General features: G+C 62.1%; 17 protein-coding genes and 1 riboswitch. Of the genes, 7 read left to right on the top strand and 10 right to left on the bottom strand.

Translation table 11 applies throughout. From position 1 onward, the window contains the following. Positions 1-145: 145 nt before the first annotated feature. Positions 146-2,035, bottom strand: a complete 1,890-nt coding sequence (gene thiC / locus AC1RT4_RS17490; protein WP_011332157.1) for a phosphomethylpyrimidine synthase ThiC — start codon at positions 2,033-2,035, stop codon at positions 146-148. Between the two features lie 146 nt (positions 2,036-2,181). Beyond that, a riboswitch (TPP riboswitch) is annotated at positions 2,182-2,287 on the bottom strand. Between the two features lie 196 nt (positions 2,288-2,483). Between thiC and AC1RT4_RS17485 the strand changes: the two genes are divergently transcribed. Then, on the top strand, positions 2,484-3,917 hold the full coding sequence (locus AC1RT4_RS17485; RefSeq protein ID WP_085608475.1) for a TolC family outer membrane protein: 1,434 nt from the start codon (positions 2,484-2,486) through the stop codon (positions 3,915-3,917). A 31-nt stretch (positions 3,918-3,948) separates the two neighbouring features. On the opposite strand, the gene waaA is transcribed toward AC1RT4_RS17485, so the two are convergent. Both waaA and AC1RT4_RS17475 read right to left on the bottom strand, forming a co-directional pair. After that, entirely contained in the window at positions 3,949-5,229 is a 1,281-nt protein-coding gene (gene waaA, locus AC1RT4_RS17480) for a lipid IV(A) 3-deoxy-D-manno-octulosonic acid transferase (RefSeq protein ID WP_493086592.1), read from the bottom strand. Between the two features lie 11 nt (positions 5,230-5,240). Next, positions 5,241-6,143, bottom strand: a complete 903-nt coding sequence (locus AC1RT4_RS17475; protein WP_007952236.1) for a LysR family transcriptional regulator — start codon at positions 6,141-6,143, stop codon at positions 5,241-5,243. A 102-nt stretch (positions 6,144-6,245) separates the two neighbouring features. Here AC1RT4_RS17475 and AC1RT4_RS17470 point away from each other — a divergent pair, with 102 nt between their 5' ends. From AC1RT4_RS17470 to AC1RT4_RS17455, 4 genes are all read left to right on the top strand, one after another. Then, positions 6,246-6,578 carry a DMT family transporter gene (locus AC1RT4_RS17470; protein ID WP_085608473.1) on the top strand — a complete coding sequence of 111 codons (333 nt, stop codon included), beginning with the start codon at positions 6,246-6,248 and terminating at the stop codon, positions 6,576-6,578. A 129-nt stretch (positions 6,579-6,707) separates the two neighbouring features. Continuing rightward, a complete protein-coding gene (locus AC1RT4_RS17465; RefSeq protein ID WP_493086589.1) occupies positions 6,708-7,883 on the top strand; it encodes an NAD(P)/FAD-dependent oxidoreductase in 1,176 nt (391 codons plus the stop codon). Further along, entirely contained in the window at positions 7,880-8,692 is an 813-nt protein-coding gene (locus AC1RT4_RS17460; protein ID WP_493086587.1) for an aldo/keto reductase, read from the top strand. The genes AC1RT4_RS17465 and AC1RT4_RS17460 overlap by 4 nt, the downstream gene beginning before the upstream one ends. A gap of 31 nt (positions 8,693-8,723) precedes the next feature. After that, positions 8,724-9,692, top strand: coding sequence for a hypothetical protein (locus AC1RT4_RS17455; protein WP_007952240.1), 969 nt, complete (start codon positions 8,724-8,726; stop codon positions 9,690-9,692). Positions 9,693-9,758: 66 nt separating this feature from the next. Here AC1RT4_RS17455 and hldE read toward each other — a convergent pair whose 3' ends face one another. The 4 genes from hldE to msbA all read right to left on the bottom strand — a co-directional run bounded on the left by hldE (position 9,759) and on the right by msbA (position 14,562). Then, entirely contained in the window at positions 9,759-11,183 is a 1,425-nt protein-coding gene (gene hldE, locus AC1RT4_RS17450) for a bifunctional D-glycero-beta-D-manno-heptose-7-phosphate kinase/D-glycero-beta-D-manno-heptose 1-phosphate adenylyltransferase HldE (protein ID WP_007952241.1), read from the bottom strand. A 102-nt stretch (positions 11,184-11,285) separates the two neighbouring features. Beyond that, entirely contained in the window at positions 11,286-11,897 is a 612-nt protein-coding gene (gene cysC / locus AC1RT4_RS17445; RefSeq protein ID WP_493086585.1) for an adenylyl-sulfate kinase, read from the bottom strand. Then, the gene (locus AC1RT4_RS17440; protein ID WP_493086583.1) at positions 11,890-12,594 is read right to left on the bottom strand and encodes a sulfotransferase family 2 domain-containing protein; all 705 of its coding nucleotides are present in this window, start codon (positions 12,592-12,594) and stop codon (positions 11,890-11,892) included. The genes cysC and AC1RT4_RS17440 overlap by 8 nt, the downstream gene beginning before the upstream one ends. Positions 12,595-12,759: 165 nt before the next feature. Continuing rightward, complete coding sequence (gene msbA, locus AC1RT4_RS17435; RefSeq protein ID WP_493086581.1) at positions 12,760-14,562, bottom strand: lipid A export permease/ATP-binding protein MsbA; 1,803 nt, start codon at positions 14,560-14,562, stop codon at positions 12,760-12,762. Between the two features lie 154 nt (positions 14,563-14,716). Here msbA and AC1RT4_RS17430 point away from each other — a divergent pair, with 154 nt between their 5' ends. Next, positions 14,717-16,579, top strand: coding sequence for an O-antigen ligase family protein (locus AC1RT4_RS17430; RefSeq protein ID WP_493086579.1), 1,863 nt, complete (start codon positions 14,717-14,719; stop codon positions 16,577-16,579). Then, positions 16,579-17,796, top strand: coding sequence for an acyltransferase family protein (locus tag AC1RT4_RS17425; protein WP_493086578.1), 1,218 nt, complete (start codon positions 16,579-16,581; stop codon positions 17,794-17,796). The genes AC1RT4_RS17430 and AC1RT4_RS17425 overlap by 1 nt, the downstream gene beginning before the upstream one ends. Positions 17,797-17,814: 18 nt before the next feature. On the opposite strand, the gene AC1RT4_RS17420 is transcribed toward AC1RT4_RS17425, so the two are convergent. From AC1RT4_RS17420 to AC1RT4_RS17410, 3 genes are read right to left on the bottom strand one after another with little or no spacing between them, the layout of a single operon-like run. Beyond that, positions 17,815-18,735, bottom strand: coding sequence for a glycosyltransferase (locus AC1RT4_RS17420; RefSeq protein ID WP_493086576.1), 921 nt, complete (start codon positions 18,733-18,735; stop codon positions 17,815-17,817). Between the two features lie 14 nt (positions 18,736-18,749). Next, positions 18,750-19,904 carry a glycosyltransferase family 4 protein gene (locus tag AC1RT4_RS17415; RefSeq protein WP_493086574.1) on the bottom strand — a complete coding sequence of 385 codons (1,155 nt, stop codon included), beginning with the start codon at positions 19,902-19,904 and terminating at the stop codon, positions 18,750-18,752. Next, positions 19,901-21,346, bottom strand: a complete 1,446-nt coding sequence (locus AC1RT4_RS17410) for a PIG-L family deacetylase (RefSeq protein ID WP_493086572.1) — start codon at positions 21,344-21,346, stop codon at positions 19,901-19,903. Before AC1RT4_RS17410 ends, AC1RT4_RS17415 begins: the two co-directional genes overlap by 4 nt. Between the last annotated feature and the right edge of the window lie 3 nt (positions 21,347-21,349).

Here is a 21,349-nt window from a genome sequence, read left to right as displayed (position 1 = left end):
TGTTGTGCTGACCCGTTGTGATCGTTCCCACGTCGAGGCGTCGAACCGTCCGCGTGGGAATGCAGCCCGTGACGCTCCGCGTCACTGGACGCGGAGCGTCCCTAGAGGCATTCCCACGCAGAGCGTGGGAACGATCAGTGTGGGATCAAACTTTCTTGTACAGCTGACTGCCTTCCTTCTTGAACCGCTCGGCCTGTTCCGCCAGGCCCTGGGCGACGTCCACGTCGACCGCGTCGATCCGCTGGTTGGCCGCGTATTCGCGGACTTCCTGAGTGATCTTCATCGAGCAGAATTTCGGCCCGCACATCGAACAGAAATGCGCGACCTTCGCCGAGTCCTTCGGCAGGGTTTCATCGTGATACGAACGAGCGGTGTCCGGATCCAGACCGAGGTTGAACTGGTCTTCCCAACGGAATTCGAACCGCGCCTTGCTCAAGGCGTTGTCGCGGATCTGCGCGCCCGGATGCCCCTTGGCCAGGTCCGCTGCGTGAGCGGCGATCTTGTAGGTGATGATCCCGGTCTTCACGTCATCCTTGTTCGGCAGACCCAGGTGTTCCTTCGGCGTCACGTAGCAGAGCATCGCGCAACCGAACCAGCCGATCATCGCCGCACCGATACCGGAGGTGATGTGGTCGTAGCCCGGCGCAATGTCGGTGGTCAGCGGGCCGAGGGTGTAGAACGGCGCCTCGTCGCAGCACTCCAGCTGCTTGTCCATGTTCTCTTTGATCAACTGCATCGGCACGTGGCCCGGGCCTTCGATCATGCATTGCACGTCGTGCTTCCAGGCGATCTTGGTCAGCTCGCCGAGGGTTTCCAGTTCGCCGAATTGCGCTTCGTCGTTGGCGTCGGCAATCGAGCCCGGACGCAGGCCGTCGCCCAGCGAGAAGCTGACGTCGTAGGCCTTCATGATTTCGCAGATTTCGTCGAAGTGGGTGTAGAGGAAGTTCTCTTTGTGGTGCGCCAGGCACCACTTGGCCATGATCGAGCCGCCACGGGACACGATGCCGGTCACACGCTTGGCGGTCAGCGGCACATAGCGCAGCAACACGCCGGCGTGGATAGTGAAGTAATCGACGCCCTGCTCCGCCTGCTCGATCAGCGTGTCGCGGAACAGCTCCCAGGTCAGGTCTTCGGCGACGCCATTCACTTTTTCCAGCGCCTGATAAATCGGCACGGTGCCGATCGGAACCGGCGAGTTGCGGATGATCCACTCGCGGGTTTCGTGGATGTGCTTGCCGGTGGACAAGTCCATCACGGTGTCCGAGCCCCAGCGAATGCCCCAGGTCAGTTTCGCCACTTCTTCTTCAATGGACGAACCCAGCGCGCTGTTGCCGATGTTGCCGTTGATCTTCACCAGGAAGTTACGGCCGATGATCATCGGTTCCAGTTCGACGTGGTTGATGTTGGCCGGGATGATCGCGCGACCACGGGCGATTTCTTCACGCACGAACTCAGGGGTGATTTCTTTCGGGATGCTCGCGCCGAAGCTGTGGCCGGCGTGCTGCTGCTTCAACAGGCCGGCAGCGCGGGCCTCTTGCAGCTTCATGTTTTCGCGGATGGCGACGTATTCCATCTCGGCGGTGATGATGCCTTTGCGCGCGTAGTGCATCTGGCTGACGTTGGCCCCGGCCTTGGCGCGGCGCGGGTTGTTGACGTGGGCGAAGCGCAGCTTGGTCAGCTCCGGATCGGCCAGGCGCTCCTGACCGAAATTCGAACTCAGGCCTGGCAGGCGCTCGGTGTCGCCACGGTCGTCGATCCACGCCGAACGCACGTCGCCCAGACCTTTGCGCACGTCGATCACCACATTCGGATCGGTGTACGGGCCGGAGGTGTCGTAGACGGTGACCGGCGCGTTGATTTCGCCGCCGAAGTCGGTCGGGGTCACATCGAGGGTGATTTCGCGCATCGGCACGCGGATGTCCGGGCGGGAGCCCTGAACGTAGACTTTTTGCGAACGGGTGAACGGTTGAACCGACTGCTCGTCGACCTTGGCCGAGTCACTCAGGTTGATCGCGTTTTTAGATTTTGTAGTCATCACGGGCTCTCCAGACAGCATCCAGGCAGTGGATTGTCGGAGCAGAACCTGAAAGGCACGGACGCACCAGGACTGGTGCTGTGCATCGTCGTCGAGCGTTCGATTGTCGAACAATATCCCGGACGAAGCACAAGAGGACTCGCCGGGTGACGAGAAATCTTGTTCCCTACGCAGGCGCTAACCTGATCAGGTTCAACGGGATCCGAAATTATTCGATCTCAGCCTCATAGCAAGGCACCCCGACAAGAACCCGGCCAGTCTAGACACAACCGACAAAGAACGCCAACACCGCGGCAAACACCATGATGAATGGCGCATTTGGCAGATTGTTGCCTGCCGCCTGCGCAACTACACTCGCTACGCCATGCTGCGCCTTGACGCTGCATGGGCCGCGCCTTACCTTTGGCGCCCGGATTATTTCCATAATATTCATGCTAGGGATCGCCTCATGCTGCGCAAACTCTCACTGGCTGTTGCCGTGTCTTGTGCGTCCACCGCCACGGTCTGGGCAGCAGAAGCGCCTTTATCGACCAAGACTGATCTGGTCAGCGTCTATCAGGAAGCGGTCGACAACAACGCCGACCTGGCCGCCGCCCGCGCCCAGTACGGCGCGCAGAAAGAAGTCGTGCCCCAGGCCCGCGCCGGGCTGCTGCCGAACCTGTCCGGTGGCGCCCAGGTCGCCAATGTCCGCACCGACATCGATCAGCCGTCGGCCGTCGCCAACCGCAGCGCCCAGTCGTATCAGGCGACCCTGGCGCAACCGCTGTTCCGCGCCGATCGCTGGTTCCAGTACCAGGCCGCCAAGGACGTCAACGAGCAGGCCGCGCTGCAACTCTCGGCCACCGAGCAGAACCTGATCCTGCAGACCGCCGAAAGCTACTTCAACGTGCTGCGCAGCCAGGACAACCTGGCCTCGACCAAGGCCGAGGAAGCCGCGTTCAAGCGCCAGCTCGACCAGTCCAACGAGCGCTTCGACGTGGGCCTGTCGGACAAGACCGACGTGCTGCAATCGCAAGCCAGTTACGACACCGCACGGGCCAACCGGATCGTCGCCCAGCGTCAGGTCGATGATGCGTTCGAAGCGCTGATCACCCTGACCAACCGTCAGTACAACTCGATTCAGGGAATCGTCCACACGTTGCCGATCCTGCCGCCGGCGCCGAACGACGCCAAGGCCTGGGTCGATACCGCCGCGAAACAGAACCTCAATCTGCTGGCCAGCAACTACGCGGTCAGCTCCGCCGAACAGACCTTGAAACAGCGCAAGGCCGGCCACCTGCCGACTCTCGACGCCGTGGCGAAGTATGAGAAAGGCGACAACGATTCGTTCGGTTTCAGCAACCCGAATGCCTTCGGCACGCCGTATGGCGGCAACGTCGAACAACGCACCCTGGCGTTGCAGGTGAACATCCCGATCTACAGCGGCGGGCTGACCAGCTCCCAGGTGCGCCAGTCTTACGCGCAACTGGATCAGACCGAACAGCAACGTGAAGGCCTGCGCCGGCAGATCGTCGAGAACACCCGCAACCTGCACCGCGCGGTGAACACCGACGTCGAACAGGTACAAGCGCGCCGGCAGTCGATCATCTCCAACCAGAGCGCAGTGGAAGCCACGGAAATCGGTTATCAGGTGGGGACGCGCAACATCGTCGACGTGCTCGATGCCCAGCGTCAGCTCTACACCTCGGTGCGCAACTACAACAACACCCGCTACGACTACATCCTCGACAACCTGCGCTTGAAGCAGGCGGCGGGGACGTTGAACCCGGGTGATTTGCAGGATCTGACGCGCTATCTGAAGGCCGACTACAACCCGGACAAGGATTTCCTGCCGCCGGATCTGGCCAAGGCTGCCGAAGCCCAGCTCAAGGCCCGGCCTTAAACAAAAAACGCAGCCCTGAGGCTGCGTTTTTTTATGGGCGGTCGATCAACCTTCCCAGGCCATCGAGCAAGCGTTGCAACGCGCCCTGATTGCGGCGCATCACGCTCAATCCGGCTTCGGCCATGCGTTGCGCATCGCGCGGTAACTCGAACAGCCGCTGCACTTCTGTCGCCAGACCTTCGGCGTCATCCACCTCGGCCAACGCCCCGGCACTGCGCAGTTGCGCGGCGATGTCGAGGAAGTTGAACAGGTGCGGGCCGCTGATCACCGGTTTCGCCAGCGCTGCCGGCTCCAGCAGATTGTGCCCGCCGTTGGGCACCAGACTGCCGCCGACAAACGCGCTGTCGGCCAGGGCATAGAGAAACAGCAATTCGCCCATGGTGTCGCCGAGCAGCACCGAAGTCTGCGCATCGACGCTCGCGCCAGTGGAACGACGCACCGTGGCGAAACCTTCGCGTTGGCACAACTCGAACACCGAATTGAAACGCTCGGGGTGGCGCGGCACCAGAATCAGCAGTGCATCGGGATGGTTGGCCAGCAGGCGACGGTGAGCATTCAGCACCACCTCGTCTTCGCCTTCATGGGTGCTGGCAGCGATCCACACCGGGCGCTCCAGCGCCTGCCATTGGCCGCGCAGTTCAGCAGCGCGTTGCAGCAGTTGCGGATCGATGGTCAGGTCGAACTTGATTGAGCCGGTGACTTCGACTGTCTCCGGGCGCGCACCGAGATCGCGGAAGCGCTGGGCTTCGGCTTCGGTCTGCACGGCGAACAGGCTCATTTCGGCGAGCATCGGCGCGGTCAGTTTGCTGAACCGGCCATAGCCTTTGGCCGAACGCTCAGACAAGCGCCCGTTGGCCAGCGCCACCGGAATCCCGCGTTTGGCGCATTGGTGAATGTGGTTGGGCCACAGTTCGGTTTCCATGATCACCGCCAGTTTCGGCTGCACGCGATCCAGAAAACGCGCCGCCGCGCAGGGCAAGTCATACGGCAAATAGCAGTGCTGGATGCGTGGCTCGTTGCCGAACATCGCATGGATGCGCTCCGAACCGGTCGGCGTCATGCAGGTCACGGTGATTGGCAGCTGTGGATAACGTTGCAGCAGCGCGCGGATCATCGGCGCGGCGGCGATGCTTTCCCCCACCGACACGGCGTGAACCCAGATGCCGCCCGGTTGCAGGGTCGGCATGCCATAGGAGAAACGTTCGCCAATCCGCTTGGCATACGCCGGCGCCTTGCGCGAGCGCAGCCACAGCCGAATCGCCACCAATGGCAGCCCCAGGTAAAACAGCGCGGTGTAGAGAGTTCTATTCATGGCGGCGGAGTTTATCGGCTTTTGCCGCCGATCGCCCGCAGGTGTATGGCAAATCGCTCCGCCAGCCAACGGGCGGCCGGTCCCAGCGGTTCGTCGCGGCGCCAGACCAGTTCCACCACCAGCGCCGGCGGCGTCCATTCGCTGTCGAGCTCCACCATCAGGCCCTGATACGCCGAGTACTGCACCACGTGGCGCGGCAGCCAGGCCCAGCCGAGGTCGCGCACCAGCCATTCGGCCATCACGTAGAAACTGTCGGCGCGCCACACCTGCGGACTGGCCGGTTCGCTGCCGGGATAGACGCTGGTCTGGGTCGACATCAGCAGTTGCCGATGTTGAGCAAGCTGCTGACAGTTGACCCGGGATTGCGCCGCCAGCGGATGATTGACGCCGCAGACCGTGACCATTTCCACACTGCCCAGCACCCGACGCTCCAATGCTTCGGGGATTTCGTCATGATAGAACAGCAACCCGAGATCGGCCCGGCGCTCCACCAGCTTGCGCGAAACCTCGCCCTGGGCGGCGCTGGTCAACTGAACTTCAAGACTGGGAAACTGCTCGGCCAGCGCGCCGAAGCTTTCCACCAGCGCCTGATAAGGCATCGCCTCGTCCTGGGCCACCCGCAGCTGCGCTTCCTGCCCGCGCATCATGGCCACGGCCCGACCGTTCAGGCGCTCGCACTGACGCAACACTTCACGCGCCTCTTCCAACAAGGCTTCACCCGTTTCGGTAAGACTCGGCTGGCGACCACTGCTACGCTCGAACAGACTGACACCGAGATCGTCCTCGAGCATGGCAATCGCGCTGCTGATCGCCGACTGCGCCTTGCGTTGCTGACGCGCCACGGCGGAAAACGAACGCTGTTCGGCCACCGCGACGAACACCCGCAACTGCTCCAGATTCCACTGCATGCTCATCGGCCAACCCATCTTGTAAACAGATAGGTAATGACTTTACCCCATCTGGGGAGTCACTAGAATGCCGCCTCAGAAAGCAACGCTACACACGAGGATTTGAACATGAACGCTTACGTCTACCTGGCCATCGCCATCTGTGCCGAAGTGATCGCGACCGTTTCGATGAAAGCCGTCAAAGGCTTCAGCACGCCTTTGCCACTGGTGCTGGTCATCGTCGGCTACGCCATTGCATTCTGGATGCTGACCCTGGTGGTACGCAGCGTGCCGGTGGGCGTGGCCTACGCGGTGTGGGCCGGCATGGGCATCGTGATGGTCAGCGTCGCGGCGCTGTTCATTTATGGGCAGAAGCTGGATGTCCCGGCGATGCTCGGGATGGCGCTGATCGTGCTCGGCGTGGTGGTGATTCAGCTGTTCTCGAAAACCGCCGGCCACTGATCCTGACCTAAGCCCTTGCAGGCACTCGCTCCTGTAAGGGCTCGAGCATTCCCTCTGTTGATCATCGACAAATCCCCTTTTCCCCGAGTCTGTATACTGCGCCCTCGTCTTGAACACTGAGGTCGTTGCATGCCATCTCCAATTTCCACCGACGTGCTGATTGTCGGCGCGGGTGTCGCCGGTCTCTGGCTGAACGCGCGCCTGCGTCGCCAGGGTTTCTCGACCGTGCTGGTGGAAAGCGCCAGCCTCGGCGGCGGGCAGAGTGTGAAGTCCCAGGGCATCATCCACGGCGGCGCCAAGTACGCGCTGCACGGTGCGCTGACCGGCGCCTCGGAAGCCATCGCCGACATGCCGCGCCGCTGGCGCGAAGCCCTGGCCGGCAACGGCGAACTGGACCTGACCGGCGTGCGCCTGCTGTCCGAAGCCCATTACCTGTGGTCGCCGGGCACCCTGGCCGGCAACCTCACCAGTTTCTTCGCCAGCAAAGCGGTGCGTGGCCGGGTCGATCAGGTCAAGGGCGATCAACTGCCACCGGCCCTGCAAGACAAGCGTTTCAAGGGCAAGGTCTACCGCCTCGCCGAACTGGTGATCGACGTACCGAGCCTGATCCAGCGTCTGGCCGACCTGTCGGGCGACGGTCTGCTCGCCGGCCAGACCATCGAGCCGCTGCTGGAAAGCGGCGTGCTGGTTGGCCTGAAAGTCGACGGCCGTGAGATCCGCGCCCAGCGCATCGTACTCAGTGCCGGTGCCGGTACTGCCGACCTGCTCACGGCTTTGGGCCTGACTCATCCGGCCATGCAACGCCGGCCGCTGCACATGATCATCGCCAAGGGCCCGGGCCTGAAGCCGCTGTACGCGCACTGCCTCGGTGGCGGCACCAAGCCGCGCATCACCGTGACCACCCACCCGGCCGCTGACGGTCAGTGGGTCTGGTATCTGGGTGGCGACATTGCCGAATCCGAAGGCGTGGCCCGTGAGCCGGCCGAACAGATCGCCACCGCTAAAAAAGAACTTGGCCAATTGTTGCCATGGATCGACCTGAGCACCGTGCAATGGGCGACTTTACGCGTCGACCGCGCCGAGCCGCTGCAAACCGGCCTGACCCGCCCGGACAACGCGTTCCTCGCCGAAGAAGGTCGCCTGCTGGTGGGCTGGCCAACCAAACTCGCCCTGGCGCCAGACTTCGCTGACCGCGTGATTGCCTCCCTGGAGCGCGATGGCATCCAGCCAAGCCACGCTGCTCCGCTGCCCGAGCTGCCAAAACCACCGATGGGCATTCCCGCCTGGGAGCAACTGCTGCCATGAGCCTGCCAACCCTGCACGATCTGTATCGCCCGCTGGGCAGCACCGGCCTGCTGGTTTCGCCGCTGGGCCTGGGCACCGTCAAGTTAGGCCGCGACCAGGGCGTGAAATACCCCAACGGCTTCCAGATCCCCGACGACGACGCTGCGCGCATGCTGCTCAAGCAAGCGCGGGAGCTGGGCATCAACCTGATCGACACCGCCCCGGCCTATGGCCGCAGCGAAGAGCGCCTCGGCCCGCTGTTGCGCGGTCAGCGCCAGGACTGGGTGATCGTCAGCAAGGTCGGCGAAGAATTTGTCGACGGCCAGTCGACCCACGACTTCAGCGCCGCTCACACGCGGATGTCGGTGGAGCGCAGCCTGCAACGTCTTGAAACCGATTTTATCGATCTGGTGCTGGTGCACTCCGACGGTAACGATCTGGCGATTCTCAACGACAGCGAAGTCTACGCAACCCTCGCGGCACTCAAGGCCGAGGGCAAGATTCGCGGCTTCGGTTTTTCCGGCAAAACCGTCGACGGTGGCCTCAAAGCACTGGAGCAAGGCGACTGCGCGATGGTCACCTACAATCTGAACGAACAAAACGAGAAGGCGGTCATTGACTATGCTGCTGCCCACGGCAAAGCCATTCTGGTGAAAAAGGCGCTGGCCAGCGGTCACGTGTGCCTGAGTCCCGGCGTGGATCCGGTGCGCGCCAGCTTCGAATTGCTGTTCGCCCAGCCCGGCGTGGCCAGTGCCATCGTCGGGACGATCAATCCGCTGCACCTCGCCCATAACGTTGCGACCGTTGCCCAGGTCCTTCGTGGTCACTGACGCCGCCTCGCGGCCTTAAGCAGGAGCCGACATGCCGCGTACGCTCATCAGAAAGAACCCGAGCAACTTCAAGACGCTGCCGCTGTTCGTCGAAGCCACGCCGGAAGGCCTGACCTACCAGAGCGTGGGCATGCCGCTGAATTTCGCCCAGACCCTGCAGCGACGCAAACCGGTCAGCGTGGCCGACGCCGAGCGCTTTGCACTGGAACTGGCCAACCTCGGCGTCTCGGTGCGCCTGACCCTGCACTGGCAGAATCGCGATTACTGGGTGCTGGTGCGCCAGCGCCGGCAGGATCGCGGCGATGTGGTGCTCAAGCTGATTTCCGGCTACGTGCCGGCCCATGAGCTGAACATTCCGCTGCACACGGCGATCCAGGAGATCGCCGAAGAATGCCTGCTGGAAACCCCGGAAGGCTGGCTCGGCGGGCGTTTCAACGACACCTGGCTGCCGGCACCTTATGCGTCGGCGCTACATTATCGTGAGGCCCTGCCCTTTCGCCTGACGCCGCTATCCGGTTCGGCCCGGCCAGTGCGCTGCGCCAATCTGCAATTGCTCGAACGGCCGAGAGCCTACGTGCACTTGCCGACCGCGTCCCTGCAATTGATCTACGACCTGCGGCTGGACGTGCCCAAGGAAGCCAAGAATCTGAGCCTGTTCCATGTCGATGAACGACTGGAAGGCGATCAACTGGTCGCCCGGCTCGACCGCAAGCGCCCCGATCTGTACTTGATGCCGTTGCAGGACGGCGAGCCGCTGCCCGAGCTATACACGCTGAAGAAAGGTCAGTTGTACCCGGCGGGCACTCGCGGCCTGTATCTGGCGGAAAGTTTCGCCCGACAGGACGGCTGGCTGGTGCGCGATGAGCGGATTCGCTGGAAGGACTGGCTGCGCCAGCAGGGTTTGACGCCGCCGCCCAAGGATACGGGGCTGGCGCGGTTGCGCGGCAAGGCGAAGCAACTGCTGAAGAAGATCGTGCCACGCAAGAAAGTGAATTCCTGAACGGCAAAAGACCGCGCCTGCGAGTGACTCCGGAGAGTCGTCGCAGGCGCGGTCTTTATGTTTGCATCACTCGGACTTGCGGATTTTTTCCACAATCGCCGTGGTCGAGCTGTTTTCCACCAGCCCCAGCACTTTAACGGTGCCGCCGTAGGCTTTGACGATATCGGCGCCGACAACCTGGTCGATGCCGTAATCGCCGCCCTTCACCAGCACGTCCGGCTTGACCTCGCGCAGCAGGTTTTCCGGGGTGCCTTCGGCGAAGCTGATCACCCAGTCCACCGCGCCGAGACCGGCGAGAACCGCCATGCGCCGGTCAACGCTGTTGATCGGACGGCCCGGTCCTTTCAGACGGCTGACCGAAGCGTCATCGTTGATCGCAACGATCAGGCGATCGCCCTGGGCCCGCGCCTGCTCGAGGTAGGTCACGTGGCCGGCATGCAGGATGTCGAAGCAGCCGTTGGTGAACACGATCTTCTCGTTGTGCGCACGGGCATCGGCGACTGCCAGCAGCAGTTGCTCCAGACCCAGCACGCCACGCTCGGAACCTTCTTCGCGCTGAATGGCGCGACGCAGTTCCGGGGCGCTGATCGCCGCCGTACCCAGCTTGCCGACCACGATGCCCGCCGCCAGGTTCGCCAGCGCCACCGCGTGCGGCAGTTCTTCGCCAGCGGCAATCGCGGCCGCCAGGGTGGAAATCACCGTGTCACCGGCACCGGTCACGTCGAACACTTCACGGGCCCGCGCAGGCAAATGCAGTGCCGGATGATCCGGACGCAGCAGGGTCATGCCGTGCTCGCCACGGGTCACCAGCAATGCGCCGAGATCCAGGTCGTGCATCAGCGTCGCGCCCTTGGTCACCAGCTCGTGCTCATCGGCGCAACCGCCGACGATGGCTTCGAACTCGCTGAGGTTCGGGGTGATCAGGCTCGCGCCACGGTAGATCGAGAAATCCTTGCCCTTCGGGTCGGCCAGCACCGGAATGCCTTTGGCACGCGCGGCCTGGATCAGCGCCTGATGGTTTTTCAGGGCGCCTTTGCCGTAGTCGGACAGCACCAGCACCTTGATGCCTTCGAGCAGATCGTCGACCTGCGCGCCGAGGGCCAGTGCGTCGGTGGCGAACGGTTCTTCGAAGTCGATACGCAGCAATTGCTGGTGCCGGCTCATGACCCGCAGCTTGACGATGGTCGGCTGGTGCGCGATGCGCTGGAACAAGGCTCGCACGCCCGCACCCTTGAGGCTGTTGCTCAGGCTGTCGGCGGCTTCGTCGTCACCGGTCACACCGACCAGCGACGCCGGCGCACCCAGCGCGGCAATGTTCAAGGCAACGTTGGCGGCACCGCCCGGGCGGTCTTCGATTTGCTCGACTTTAACGACAGGAACCGGCGCCTCAGGGGAAATCCGTGAGGTACCACCATGCCAGTAACGGTCGAGCATGACATCGCCGACCACCAAGACAGGGGCTTGATCGAATCGCGGCATGGACAACTTCATGGAGCAACCCACATACAAAATGAACAGGGGCGCGATATTAACACAGGGTTGGCGAAGGCTTGTGCGGCGGCTGCAACAGGATGAAACAGCTGGCTTTTTTGCTCATTTTTTAAGCAGAAAAGCCGCCAACCGCTCGCAGGCTTCGCTCGGCTCGACCGTTTCCGTATCGATCCGGCATTCCGCCGACAACGGCGCCTCGTAAGGGCTGTCGATGCCAGTGAAATGCTGGATACGGCCCTGGCGCACCGCCTGATACAAACCTTTCGGATCACGGCGCTCGCACACCGTGAGCGAAGTGCTCACATGCACTTCGATGAAGTCGCCCTCGGCAAACAGTTGCCGCGCAGCGTCCCGCTCGGCCCGAAACGGCGAGATCGCCGCGACGATGACGATCAGCCCCGCATCAACCATCAGCCGGGCGACTTCGGCCATGCGCCGGATGTTTTCCCGGCGGCCGGCATCGTCCATGCCCAGGTCCCGGCACAGGCCATTGCGCACGTTGTCGCCATCGAGCAGAAAAGTGTGCAGCCCGAACTGATGCAGGTGCAGCTCCAGCGAATTGGCCAGGGTCGACTTGCCGGCGCCGGACAACCCGGTCAGCCACAGGCAACGCGGCCGCTGTCCCTTGAGCGCGGCTCGCGCCTGGCGGGACAGCGCAAGGCTGTAGGGGCTGATGGCAGGCAGTGTCGCCACACTGTGCAGCGCCTCATTCATAACCGAGCAACTCGTAGTCGCGCTGATAGGCCCGACGCACCAGCCGACGGGTTCGCGCCGAGCAGAACTCCCGCGCCTTCAGCGGTTGGCGCTGCCGGGAGCTGTTGACGTGTGGCAACTGACACACCATCCCCAAGCGGTCGCAGACCTGTTTGAAATCCTGTTCCAGATGTTCCTGGTAACCGATGAAGTCCAGGGCCAGGTGACCCAGTGAATCAGTGAGAAAGTCGGTTTGCGCAGCAAAGTGCAGTTGCCGCGAGATCGTCTCCGGGTGCAGCCAGCGCGTAACAAAATCGTCGAAATCCCGATATTGCCGAACCATCTGCTGAGCGGAGTGATCGCGCCCGCTCAAGTTGTTGCCGTGCAGGAAGGCGTAAGCCGAATAGGCGCGCTCCAGCGGGTCGCGCACAAAGGCGAACTTGTGGGCTGCAGCATATTGTTCGGGAAATTGCTCTTCGTACCAGTACAACGGCAGGTGTCCGGGACGCCAGCCGTCGAACATCGCCGCACACAAGCTGCTGCCGGCGCATTTGGGCACATGGATAAACAGACAGTTGCGCTGCTCGAAGGCGGCGGGAAAGGCCAGACTGGCCGACATCGATTTGTTCACCACTTGCCGGTCAACCACCGACAGGCGCCCCAGCAGAAAGGCCCGCTGCGGCTTGGGCAGCAATTTCCAGAGATAACGTTGCAGCATGCCAGCACCCGCGCGAAGAGGATGGCCCCTTCGATGTGAAGTCAGAGTTCGTTCAGGAACCTTAACAAGCGCGATGCCGGGTTTTATGCCGGTTTGGTCAAGAAGGGTAAAGGTCTGGATACAAATCGCCGGGCGCATTGCACGCCCGGCGTTTTCGAGGCGGGATCAGGCGATATCTTCGGCCGGGGCGTCGAGGCCCATGGCGTTGAGACGTGCGTAGTAGCCGTTCTGTGCCAGCAGCTCGTCGTGAGTGCCGCGCTCGACGATCCGGCCCTGATCCATGACCAGAATCAGGTCGGCCTTCTCGATGGTCGACAGACGGTGAGCGATCACCAGCGTGGTGCGGCCCTTCATCACTTGATCCAGGGCAGCCTGAATGTGTCGCTCGGATTCGGTGTCGAGGGCCGAGGTGGCCTCGTCGAGAATCAGCAGCGGCGCGTTCTTGAGCAGGGCACGAGCAATCGCCAGACGCTGGCGCTGACCGCCGGAGAGCAGCACGCCGTTTTCGCCGACCTGAGTGTCCAGCCCTTCAGGCAGTTGCGCGATGAAGTCCATCGCGTAGGCATCACGCGCGGCTTTCTCGATGTCTTCGCGCGGCGCCCCGGCCAGATCGCCATAGGCGATGTTGTTGGCCACGGTATCGCTGAACAGTGTGACGTGCTGGGTGACCTGGGCAATATGCCGGCGCAGGTTGAGCAGCTTGTATTGCTCCACTTCCACGCCGTCGATCAGGATCTCGCCCTTGTCGTGGTGATAGAAGCGCGGGATCAGGTTGGCCAGGGTCGACTTGCCGCTGCCCGAACGCCCCACCAGCGCTACCATCTGCCCCGGCTCGACCGAGAAGCTGATGTCGTCCAGCACCTGACGCTCGGTGCCCGGGTAGGTGAAGCTCAGGTTGCGCACATCGAGGCGACCGCTGACCGAATCGCGCTCGACCGTGCCGGTATCGACTTCCGGTTCGACGTCCAGTTGCTCGAAAATGCTTTCGGCACCGGCCACGCCCTTCTGGATGGTCGAGCTGACTTCGGACAACTGGCGGATCGGCTTGGGCAACAAACCGGCCAGAGTGATGTAGGCGACCATGTCACCGGCCGAAGCGTCACCGCGCAGGAACAGCACCAGGAACATCAGCACCGCCATGGCGCTGTAGATCACCAGTTGCAGCATCGGCGTGTAGATCGCGCCGGTGCGGGTCATGCGCAGTTGCTTGTCGGTGTTGCTCTGGCTGGCGTCGAGGAAGCGCTTCTCCTCGTAGGCTTCACCACCGAAGCTGCGCACCACGCGATAGCCTTGAATGGTTTCCGACGCGACGTGGGTCACATCGCCCATGGCCAGCTGGATCTTCTTGCTCTGCTTGCGGAATTTCTTGCTGGCGGTGCGCACCATCACGGCGATCAGCGGCAGGATCGCAACCATCACCAGCGTCAGCTTCCAGTTCATGAACAACAGGGAGGCGAACAGGAAGATCACCGTCATGCCTTCACGGATTACGACCTTGATCGCATCTGTTGCCGCCCCCGTGACCATGGTGACGTTGAAGGTGATACGCGAAATCAGATGCCCGGAGTTATGCTTGTCGAAATAACGGTTGGGCAGGACCAGCAGGTTGTTGAAGAGCTGCACCCGCAGGTCATGCACCAGGCCCAGGGAAACCTTGGCCAGGAAATAGTTGCCCAGATAAGATCCCAGCCCCTGCCACGCGGCGATCAGGATGATCAGCAGCGGTACGGCCTGCAACAGCTGCAGGTCGCGCAGGTAAGGCACGGTGGGGAACAGCACTGCCTCGGGATTGGACAGGCCGTCGACAAAGTACTTGAGGATGTAGCCGAGCATCGGCTGGGTAGAGGCAAAAATCAGAAAACCGACGATGCTGATCAGGAACAGACTGATGTACGGCCGGACATAGCCGAGCAGGCGGAAGTAGATTTTCAAGCTCGAAGGGCTTGCGGCGGGACTGGAGTCGGTCATATCACGCGAAAGTCGATAAAAAGGACGCTGACTTTAGCACAGCTTCTTCAGGGTTCTGGCAATCGGCCAAAGGCTGTTATTGTTAGGCGTCTTTTTCAGCGTCAAATAGCCATCATACAAATGGCTGATCAACCTCAGGATTGAAACACACAGCATGCAACTTAGCGGCTTCAGCAGTACGTCCAATCGAATTTTCGATTTCATCAGCCTGTGGATACTTCCCGTCGGCTACTTCCTGCTCTTGTGCGCGCTGTTCTTCCTGCCAGGCCGCAGTATTCACCACAAGCTGTTTTACGGCCTGTTCAGCATTCCGACGCTGATCGCCCTGTGCCTGCGCCCGCGTGAACTCAAGGAAATGCTGCGCGAGCCGGTGTTCATCGCGCTGCTGCTGTTTGCCGGCTGGGCGTTGCTCAGTCTTTGCTGGGGTCCGCAGGATGAACCGATAGGCGGCATGTTCAAACCTCCGTTGCATACCCTGATGCTGTTCGCCGGGTGCTTCCTGCTGGTCCGCTACCGCAGCGACATCCTGACCCCGTTGCTGTTCGCCGCGGCACTGGTGGCCCTGATCGCAACGATCGCCTTCCTGATTCCGTTCATGCTCCACTTCGAGCCCGGCGCGCGCCTGATCGGCGGCGGCGCGTTCGACAACCCGCTGCTCAGCTCCCACCTGTTCGGATTTTTCTGCGCCTACTGGCTCAGTCTGAGCATGACCTGCAAGAATCGCCGGCTGTACTGGCTCAGCATCCCTGCGATGCTGATCATGTTCATGGCCGTGATCGGAACCGGTTCCCGCACCCCGCTGGTGGCGCTGACCATGGCCGCCTTGTGGCTCAGCCTGATTTGCTGGAACCGTCGCTCACTGGTGCTGCTGGGCACACTGGCGATCGGTGGCGCAACGGTGGTGGTGCTGTTCTCGAAAATGATCATCGAACGCGGTGACTCCTATCGTTTCGAGATCTGGCAGCAAGCCCTGGAAAAAATCGCCGAGCACCCATGGATCGGCCACGGCTACAACGCGGTTCTGGCGATTGACCCGGGCGTCGGTTACAACTTCCAGGAACCGCACAGCTTTGCGCTGGGAGTGCTTTATTACGTCGGCATCCTCGGCATGCTGCCCTGGCTGTTTTTCCAGGCCTGGGGGCTGCTGAGCAGCTGGCGTCAACGCGTGCAGCCATTGCTGATCATCGCCTCGACCTGGCTGGTGTTCGGCATCGGTGCCGGGCTGACCGAAGGCGGCGGAATCATTTCCCGCCCCAAGGAACACTGGTTCCTGTTGTGGATTCCTTTGGCGCTGATTGCGGCCCTGAGCATCAATCAACGTGCCCGACGTCTTTTGGCAATGCCGGTACAAAAGCTGTCGGCAAGCGCTCTGCATCAGCTGAGCAGCGACGCCCAGGTCATCGAGGAAGATGGATTGGGGCCCAAGGTCCTGCGCCTGTCCGATGGCAGTTTCCTCAAACTGTTTCGCCGTCGACGCTGGTATACATCGGGCAGCTTCAACCCGTATTCCGAGCGGTTTGCCGTCAACAGCGAACAGCTGCGCCGGATGGGCATTCCCACGCCACAGGTGCTGAACCTCTATCGCCTCGACGACGGCAGCAGCGCCGTGCATTACACGCCGCTGCCGGGCCACACCCTGCGCCAGGTGCTGCAGGGCATCACCGCGCCTGCAGTGCGTCATGCGCTAGTGGAGCGTTTCGGCAAATTCATGGCCAGCCTGCATGAGCAAGGCGTGTATTTCCGCTCGCTGCATCTGGGCAACGTGCTGGTGCTGGAAGACGGGGAGTTCGGGCTGATTGATCTGGCCGACCTGCGGGTCTACCCTTCGCCCCTCAGCCTGTCTCTGCGTCAGCGCAATCTGCGCCACATGCAACGCTACACCGTCGACAGACGCTGGCTGTTCGAGGATCACCTCGAGGCACTGCTCCAGGGGTACGCCGTAACGGCGTCGAAATCCGCCGTAGACAATCTGCACAGGCAAGTGCTGGCCGGCAATACGCCGGCTCGGGTTCATTGATGATTGAGACCAGTCCGTTCATTGCGCCGGCCGCCTATCTGCTGGCCATCGTATCCGCCGCGTTGCTGCTGCGGGCCGTACCGAAGATCGCACGCCATCTGCAGCATTCGGGCGAAAGCCGCTATGCCAGCATCGACGGCCTGCGCGGCTATCTGGCATTCGGTGTATTCGTGCATCACTCGATCATCACCTGGATCTTTCTGCGCACGGGGGTGATCGAGTTTCCGCCGAGCAACTTCTACTCGATGCTGGGTCAGGGCAGTGTGGCGCTGTTCTTCATGATTACCGGCTTCCTGTTCTGGAGCCGTCTGCTCACCCAGGGCCGTCAGCACGACTGGCTGGCCTTCGGCATTTCGCGGCTGTTCCGGCTGTATCCGCTGTACCTGCCATTGATGCTGGCGGTGTTCGTCACCGTGTTCTACCTGCAGGACTGGCAACTGAAGGAACCGGTGTCACAACTGCTCAAACAGGGCCTGTTGTGGCTGACGTTCGATCGCCCGGACGTCAACCAGTATCCGCAAACCGGCATGCTGATCTCCAACGTCACCTGGACGCTGGCCTATGAAGTGTTTTTCTATCTGGCGCTGCCACTGGCGGCCCTGGTATTCGTCTACCGCGGCAACTGGCGACAGGTTGTGTTGTGCCTGATCGGGATTTACACGCTGTACCAACTGGTCGGTTGGGAGCATTCGCTGAAGAAACATTTTCTGGCCAGTTTTCTCGGCGGGATCACCGCCGCCTATTGGGTTCGACGCCCGCAACTGGTGGCCTGGAGCCGCACGACACTGGCCACCGTAATCGCCCTGGCCGCCCTGGCACTGGCCTTCACCGCGTTCAACCGGGCCTTCAAGACCGCACCGCTGTTTCTGCTGTCGCTGTTCTTCGTGATCGTGGCTTCGGGCAACACCCTGTTCGGCGCCTTGAAACCGCGCAGCATCCGCTGGCTGGGGGAGATCAGCTACAGCACTTATCTGCTCCATGGTTTCGTGCTCTGGCTGATGGTTCAGCGCCTGCCGCTGTTGCTGCACCTCGATGCCCGTGAGACCTGGGTTTACCTGCCGTTGATGGCAGCCTGCACCTGTCTGCTGATACTGATCAGCAGCGCAACGTTCCTTTACATCGAGCAGCCAGGCATGAACGCGGGCAGGAAAGTGGTGCAGTGGATTCGCCAGCGTCAGAAAGGCGGCAAGCACCTGGCGGAAAAAGTCGCCCGCTGAGTGCGAGCGACAGCGACCTCAGTCTTTTTCCAGCGGTGAAAACAGTAACCGACCGAGCCCGCGCCAGGTCTTCTTGTTCCAGGCCTTGAACGGGATTTGCGCCAGCAGCTCCCGCGCCAGTTTGCGATCGCGATTGGCGGTTTTCAGGAACATTGAATTGAGCGACTTGTAACGCACTTCGTCGTACAGCGGATGATCGCTGAACAGCGCGTAGGTGCGCAGGATGTTCTCGATCATGAAACGGTGATTCTTGTAGGAGTTGGTGGCGTGCTTGCGATAGCGCGCCATCACCACGTTCAGGCCATCGATGAAGTACCCGGCGCGGGTGATTTTCAGCTCGATGTACAGATCTTCGAGACGAATCGACGGGTCGAACCCGCCCACCTTGTCCAGCGCCTCACGACGGATCATCAGGGTCGGCGCTGGCGGATACGGCTTGCGCTCCAGGAACATGTCATCGAAATCCGCGCGACGGAACGGCACATCCCGGCGCTGACGCTTTTCCGGGTAGAGATTGCCGTCGGCGTCCATCAGCTCGATGTTGCCGGCGCAGATGCCCACTTCCGGCTTGCCATCCATGTAGGCGACCTGGGTGGCGATCCGGTCCGGGTACATGATGTCGTCGGAGCCGAACGGTACGATCAGGCTGCCTTTGGCCCGAGCGATAGCGCCGTTGAGCGTATTGGTCAGGCCCTGGTTCTGCTGCACCCGGAAGTCGAAGCCATGTGTCGCCTGCAAGGCATTGATGCGCTCGACGCTGTCGTCCTTCGAACCGTCGTCGACCACCAGCAGCTCGATGTTCTGGTAGCTCTGATTGAGGACGCTGAGGATGCTTTCCTCGATGTACGGCCCGTGGTTATAGGACGCGATGATGACGGTGACGAGGGGTTGCTCTGCGCTCACGGCTGCGGACTCGCTCATGGCTCTTTCTTCGCTCATGGCTCTTTCTTCGCTCACGGCTGTTCCTTGCGGGCCTGCTCCAGGCCGGTGTCGATCAGGTTCAGGTATTCCTGGCGGAAGACCTCGATGTCGTGCTGCTCCTGCAAATAACGATAGGCCTGCTCACCCTTGGCCTTGAGCTCGTCATCCGACAGCGCGAGGTAGGTGTCCAGCGCCGCAACCAGGCTCGGTACGTCCTTGGGCGTGATCGACAAGCCACCGGCACCTTCGATCAGCGGCAGCATGGCCGGCACGTTCGAGGCGATCACCGGCAGATGCCCGCTCATGCCTTCCAGCAAGGCCAGCCCCAGGCCTTCGGCCAGCGACGGCATGGTCCAGATATCGAACGCGCGTACGTATTGCAGGGCGTTTTCCTTGAAACCCAGCAGGTGCGCCCGGCCGGTCAGGCCCAACTGTTCGATCTCCGCGGCCAGCGGCGCTTGCAAGCGACCGGCACCGATGATTGCCAGTTGGGTGTTCGGGTATTTGTCTTTGAGTTGGGCGAAAGCCTGCAACAGGTAAGTGTGGCCCTTGACCGACACCAGCCGCCCCAGCGCCCCGATCAGCCGCACATTCGGGTCGATGCCCAACAGCTCGCGCGCGCGCTCGCGGCTGTGCTGCAAACCCTCGGCCTGTTCGATGTCGATGGCGTTGGTGATCGCGTACGTATTCTGGTCAGTGAAACCGCAATCGCAGTCCAGCAGGTACTGTTTGACCGCCGGCGACACGCCGACGAAGCGCCAGTGCCGATCGATCAGGCGCTGAGTCTGGCGACGACGGTAGAAGCGGTCGTACTCGCCGAAGCCATGGGAAATGCCGATGCACAGCGGCACTTTCAACCAGCGGTTGAGCGTCAGCATCATGTTCACCGGTTTGAATCGGTTGCAGATCACCACGTCGAACTTTTCCCGGCGGCAGAACTTGTACAGCTGCCACATCGCCCGCAGGCGCATACCCTTGAGGGACTTGTCGGAAAACTCGAAATACACCGAACGGTCAGCCCGGCTGACGGCTTCGCCCGGCCCTGGTTTGCCGCGCAGGAAGGCTGCGGTCACTTCGTAACGATCGGTCGGCAGCGCCTTGACGATCTGTTCGGCGAGGTCGGCGAAATCATGGGATTTGACGTTGTAATCGGGCTGCAGCTGCAGCACCTTTGCGCGTTGACTCATACCTCTCCCCGGTGCGATCCCGTCGCGCCTGTTTCGCTCTGCTTCAGTACCCAGAACAACTCCTGGCGTCTGACCGCTTTGCGGAAAAATTCATTCTCGCCGTAGACCGACGGACGCCGACCGGCCAGCAGTCGCTGAAACAGCCGGCGCAGGCGACGCTTGAACGGCGCCGGTGGCTGCAGGTCATGCATCATGCCCAGCGCCATGGCCTTGTCCCGTTGCAATTCGATCGATAACGGCAGGCACAGTGGCTGCATCGCGAGGGTCGCATCGAACGTCGGTGGCAGTGCAATGCCCTGCCCGCTGTCGCCCATCGGCCAGCGGTCGTTGTCGTGCAAGTGGTTGGCGTAACCGAGCAGGCTCGGTTGGTAATCGAGACTGCGCAAGGCTTCCAGCACGGCTTCCTGGGCGCAGATATGGTCGGGATGCGGATCCAGCGTCGGGTGCGGCAGCACGATCACATCCGGGCGCGCACGGGACAGCACGTCACGCAGGTCGGCCAGCAGATTGTTCCAGGTCGGCGCCCCGTCGGCATCGCCGGGCAAGGCAAACGGATTCAGCTGACGGAACAGACGCGTGTCGTTCAGATCGGCTTCCCGCGAGCCCACTGGTTGATTCGGCGCAGCCTGCATCGCCGCCAGTTGCAGGCAGAAATAACCGAGCTGCACGCAATGTTCCTGCGGCACACCGGCCCAGCGCGGCACCGCAAGACTGTCCCAGGCACGCAAGCGACCCTTGAGCCGCGCCGCCTCGACCTTGTTCAGGCCCATCTGTTGATAGTGTTCGGCTTCGATCTCGCCGGCGGTCAGGGTCACGACCCAGGCTTCTCTGGCCTGGCTGTACAGACCGTAGGCGGCCAGTTCGGCATCGTCGGCGTGAGGGGCGATGACCATCACCCGCTGCTGACGGTAGTCCGGTTGCTCCAGCGCCCACAGCACCGGCTCGCCGGACACCCGGCAAAAGCGCCCGCGCAGACGCAACTGGCCTTGCGACAAGGCTTGCGCCTGACCGCTGAGGTTCAGATAACGCTGGCCGTTGACGCCGCGTTCGAACGTCTGCGCATCGGGATGGGTGCCACCGAGCAACTCGACCCGAGGATCGAAGAAGCGTCCCAGAAAGCTGCTCTTGACCTTCACGGCGAGGATCAGCGTGGCGTCGTCCACCAGCATCACGCCCTCGTCGAGGCGCAACTGTTCGCCGTTCAGATGCACCTTTGGCTGCGGGGTGAACGGCGGAAAGCTGTATTGGTAATCGTCTTTCGGCGAATAGAACAGGTGATCGGCGAACCACGCTTCGTGGGCAATCCAGCCGGCCACCGCCAGCACCAGCGGCAGCCACCAGACCACCAGCACGCCGAGGGCGATCAACACGATCAGTGCGATCAACAGGCCGATGCGTTTATTGCGCCGGTGACGCTTGAGCAGTTGCTGTTTGCGGCTCATGGG

The organism is Pseudomonas sp. GW821-FHT11D10, from assembly GCF_058808435.1.
This window is presented reverse-complemented; position numbering and strand designations above follow the sequence as displayed.

Excerpts from the sequence above, each read along its gene's own strand:
- hldE (WP_007952241.1), bottom strand. The coding sequence starts at position 11,183 with ATGAAGTTGTCCATGCCGCGATTCGATCAAGCCCCTGTCTTGGTGGTC.
- AC1RT4_RS17485 (WP_085608475.1), top strand. The coding sequence starts at position 2,484 with ATGCTGCGCAAACTCTCACTGGCTGTTGCCGTGTCTTGTGCGTCCACC.
- AC1RT4_RS17470 (WP_085608473.1), top strand. The coding sequence starts at position 6,246 with ATGAACGCTTACGTCTACCTGGCCATCGCCATCTGTGCCGAAGTGATC.
- msbA (WP_493086581.1), bottom strand. The coding sequence starts at position 14,562 with ATGACCGACTCCAGTCCCGCCGCAAGCCCTTCGAGCTTGAAAATCTAC.
- AC1RT4_RS17465 (WP_493086589.1), top strand. The coding sequence starts at position 6,708 with ATGCCATCTCCAATTTCCACCGACGTGCTGATTGTCGGCGCGGGTGTC.
- AC1RT4_RS17415 (WP_493086574.1), bottom strand. The coding sequence starts at position 19,904 with ATGAGTCAACGCGCAAAGGTGCTGCAGCTGCAGCCCGATTACAACGTC.
- thiC (WP_011332157.1), bottom strand. The coding sequence starts at position 2,035 with ATGACTACAAAATCTAAAAACGCGATCAACCTGAGTGACTCGGCCAAG.
- AC1RT4_RS17430 (WP_493086579.1), top strand. The coding sequence starts at position 14,717 with ATGCAACTTAGCGGCTTCAGCAGTACGTCCAATCGAATTTTCGATTTC.
- waaA (WP_493086592.1), bottom strand. The coding sequence starts at position 5,229 with ATGAATAGAACTCTCTACACCGCGCTGTTTTACCTGGGGCTGCCATTG.
- AC1RT4_RS17460 (WP_493086587.1), top strand. The coding sequence starts at position 7,880 with ATGAGCCTGCCAACCCTGCACGATCTGTATCGCCCGCTGGGCAGCACC.
- AC1RT4_RS17440 (WP_493086583.1), bottom strand. The coding sequence starts at position 12,594 with ATGCTGCAACGTTATCTCTGGAAATTGCTGCCCAAGCCGCAGCGGGCC.
- AC1RT4_RS17420 (WP_493086576.1), bottom strand. The coding sequence starts at position 18,735 with ATGAGCGAAGAAAGAGCCATGAGCGAGTCCGCAGCCGTGAGCGCAGAG.
- cysC (WP_493086585.1), bottom strand. The coding sequence starts at position 11,897 with ATGAATGAGGCGCTGCACAGTGTGGCGACACTGCCTGCCATCAGCCCC.
- AC1RT4_RS17475 (WP_007952236.1), bottom strand. The coding sequence starts at position 6,143 with ATGAGCATGCAGTGGAATCTGGAGCAGTTGCGGGTGTTCGTCGCGGTG.
- AC1RT4_RS17425 (WP_493086578.1), top strand. The coding sequence starts at position 16,579 with ATGATTGAGACCAGTCCGTTCATTGCGCCGGCCGCCTATCTGCTGGCC.
- AC1RT4_RS17455 (WP_007952240.1), top strand. The coding sequence starts at position 8,724 with ATGCCGCGTACGCTCATCAGAAAGAACCCGAGCAACTTCAAGACGCTG.
- AC1RT4_RS17410 (WP_493086572.1), bottom strand. The coding sequence starts at position 21,346 with ATGAGCCGCAAACAGCAACTGCTCAAGCGTCACCGGCGCAATAAACGC.